5 protein-coding genes are annotated in these 2,045 nt (G+C 24.5%); all 5 read left to right on the top strand.

Features of this window, described 5'->3' with window-relative positions:
• Positions 1-204, top strand: a 204-nt coding sequence (locus ABNK64_RS11005) for a hypothetical protein (protein ID WP_349764421.1), incomplete at its 5' end; no start/stop codon positions are given.
• Positions 205-219: 15 nt separating this feature from the next.
• Positions 220-573, top strand: coding sequence for a hypothetical protein (locus tag ABNK64_RS11000; RefSeq protein ID WP_349764420.1), 354 nt, complete (start codon positions 220-222; stop codon positions 571-573).
• A gap of 11 nt (positions 574-584) precedes the next feature.
• Positions 585-1,112 carry a hypothetical protein gene (locus ABNK64_RS10995; protein ID WP_349764419.1) on the top strand — a complete coding sequence of 176 codons (528 nt, stop codon included), beginning with the start codon at positions 585-587 and terminating at the stop codon, positions 1,110-1,112.
• A 189-nt stretch (positions 1,113-1,301) separates the two neighbouring features.
• A complete protein-coding gene (locus tag ABNK64_RS10990) occupies positions 1,302-1,730 on the top strand; it encodes a hypothetical protein (protein ID WP_349764418.1) in 429 nt (142 codons plus the stop codon).
• Positions 1,730-1,996 carry a hypothetical protein gene (locus tag ABNK64_RS10985; protein WP_349764417.1) on the top strand — a complete coding sequence of 89 codons (267 nt, stop codon included), beginning with the start codon at positions 1,730-1,732 and terminating at the stop codon, positions 1,994-1,996. The genes ABNK64_RS10990 and ABNK64_RS10985 overlap by 1 nt, the downstream gene beginning before the upstream one ends.
• Positions 1,997-2,045: the final 49 nt, after the last annotated feature.

The raw sequence follows: 2,045 nt of genomic DNA, 5'->3' as shown, positions 1-2,045 counted from the left end.
GTAAAATTCAATTTAAGAGAAGAACAACCAGTAATGACAAACTCACAAGGAACAGAATTAAAAGTAAAAAAAATAGACAAGACTGTACAAAAAGTAAGAGATAAAGAGTATAACATTAAATTGAGGGGAACATTAGATGTACCTGAAGATCAACAAAATGGAGAATATAGAGGAAGTAACATATTAGATATTGAAGTAAAGTAAAGGAGTGAATGAGATATGGAATTACTTGTAGTAATTATTATAGAAATAGTAATATTATTATCTATACTAAAAAAGGAAAAAATAACAAATAAAGAAACTTTAAAAAAGGAAAACCTAGAAGATCAATCACCTATTAAAGTAGATGTTACAGGGAATTTAAAAGGTCTAAAAAAAATTATTGTTAAATATACTAATGGAGAAAAATTGGTAATATCACATGATTATGAACATATTGTTAAGATAAATGATATTACTAATGAAATAAAAATAAACTTAGCTTATTGGCAGGAAGAAATTTCCTTTAATAAGACAGAAGTTGAAAACTATGATGAAATAAGAGAAATTTTTTTGAATAAAGATTTCAAATAGGAGGGAAACTTATGAAAAAAATATTATTAGGTTTTTTATTGATAAGTAGTATTGGAATAGCAGAAAGTATTCCAGCAATTCCAATTATTCCTATTTTACCACCAATAGAAGGAGAAGTAGGAAAACCTGATGTTCCAACATTACCTACAGAAGATAAAATAGAAAGTGATGGTAGAATAAGAAAATTAGAAAAAAATACTACTGTATTAATGAATGTTCAATTAAAGGTTGAAGTACCATTAGAAATAATATCAGATGTTGATATTGAAGCTATGGTAATAGATGATATGAAATTAGAAATACCTTTTGAAATAGAACTAAATAAAAAACCTGAAAAAAAAGATTATTATAAAATAAAGTTTAGTGAAAATAAAATAGATATAGATAGTGATGGTCAAATAGATACAACAATTTATACACCACCATATATAAATACCAAAATTGTAAAAGATAATATGGTATATATAGATGGGGCAAAAATATCTAAAGAGGGAAAACATAGTCGTAAAGTATATATGACTGTGGAAGTAAGAGAATAAATAAAATATTTTTAAATTTTAAGTAGGAGGAAAGATTGATGATTTTAGAAAATATTGGGAGATTTTTTTGGACATTATCTTACTTTTTAATTATTTTTGTTATCTTTTTTGTATTTACTATTTTCATAATAGGAATATATTATATTTTAGGATTTTTTATAGATTTTATTGTATAAATTGGAGGAAAAAATGAAAAGAATAATATTATTTATGTTTTTATTAGCTATACCTAGTTTAGCTAAAGTTGAAATAAAAATATTAGAACCATTAAGGTTTGAATATTTTAATACAAGAATGTTAGGTGGAGAAAAAATAGCAGGTTATGGAACAATTGAAATTAAGGCAGAAAAAGAAGATTTTGGGAAGAAATTAGTCTTTCAATTTCCCAAAAAAGGTCTTTTAACAAATAGAAAAAAATGGATAGAAGTAGAAGAATATGGGATAGAAGTACCAAACAAAGAAATAGAAATAAATCAAGAAACAGTAAATATCAAATTTTATTCTATTTTAAATAGAAGAAATATTGATAAAGGAGAGGAAGCAGATATAATAGAAGGAAAATATAATGGATATGTTCCAATTATAATTTCCCAATATGGAAAATTGGGGGGAGAATAATGAAATTATCAGTTTTTTTGTTTTTATTGTTCAATTTAATAAGTTTAGCTGAAGAAAATTTAACTATTCACGATTTACAAATGAAAATGGAATTAGATAAAAGTAAACCAAATTACTTAGTTGTAAATATTATTCCTGATGATACTGAAGAAAAAATAGTAAAGATATTAAAGACCTTAAAGGAAGAAAAAAAAGAAGAAGATAAGAGTGTTAAATACAGAAAAGATATTAAAGACCTTAAAGGAGGAAGAGAAAAAAATGAATAGATTAAGTGTACAAGAAATGAACGGGGGGGGGGTGCTATGGTAGAATACA

Source organism: Fusobacterium sp. SYSU M8D902 (genome assembly GCF_040199715.1).
GTDB lineage: Bacteria > Fusobacteriota > Fusobacteriia > Fusobacteriales > Fusobacteriaceae > Fusobacterium_A.
This window is presented reverse-complemented; position numbering and strand designations above follow the sequence as displayed.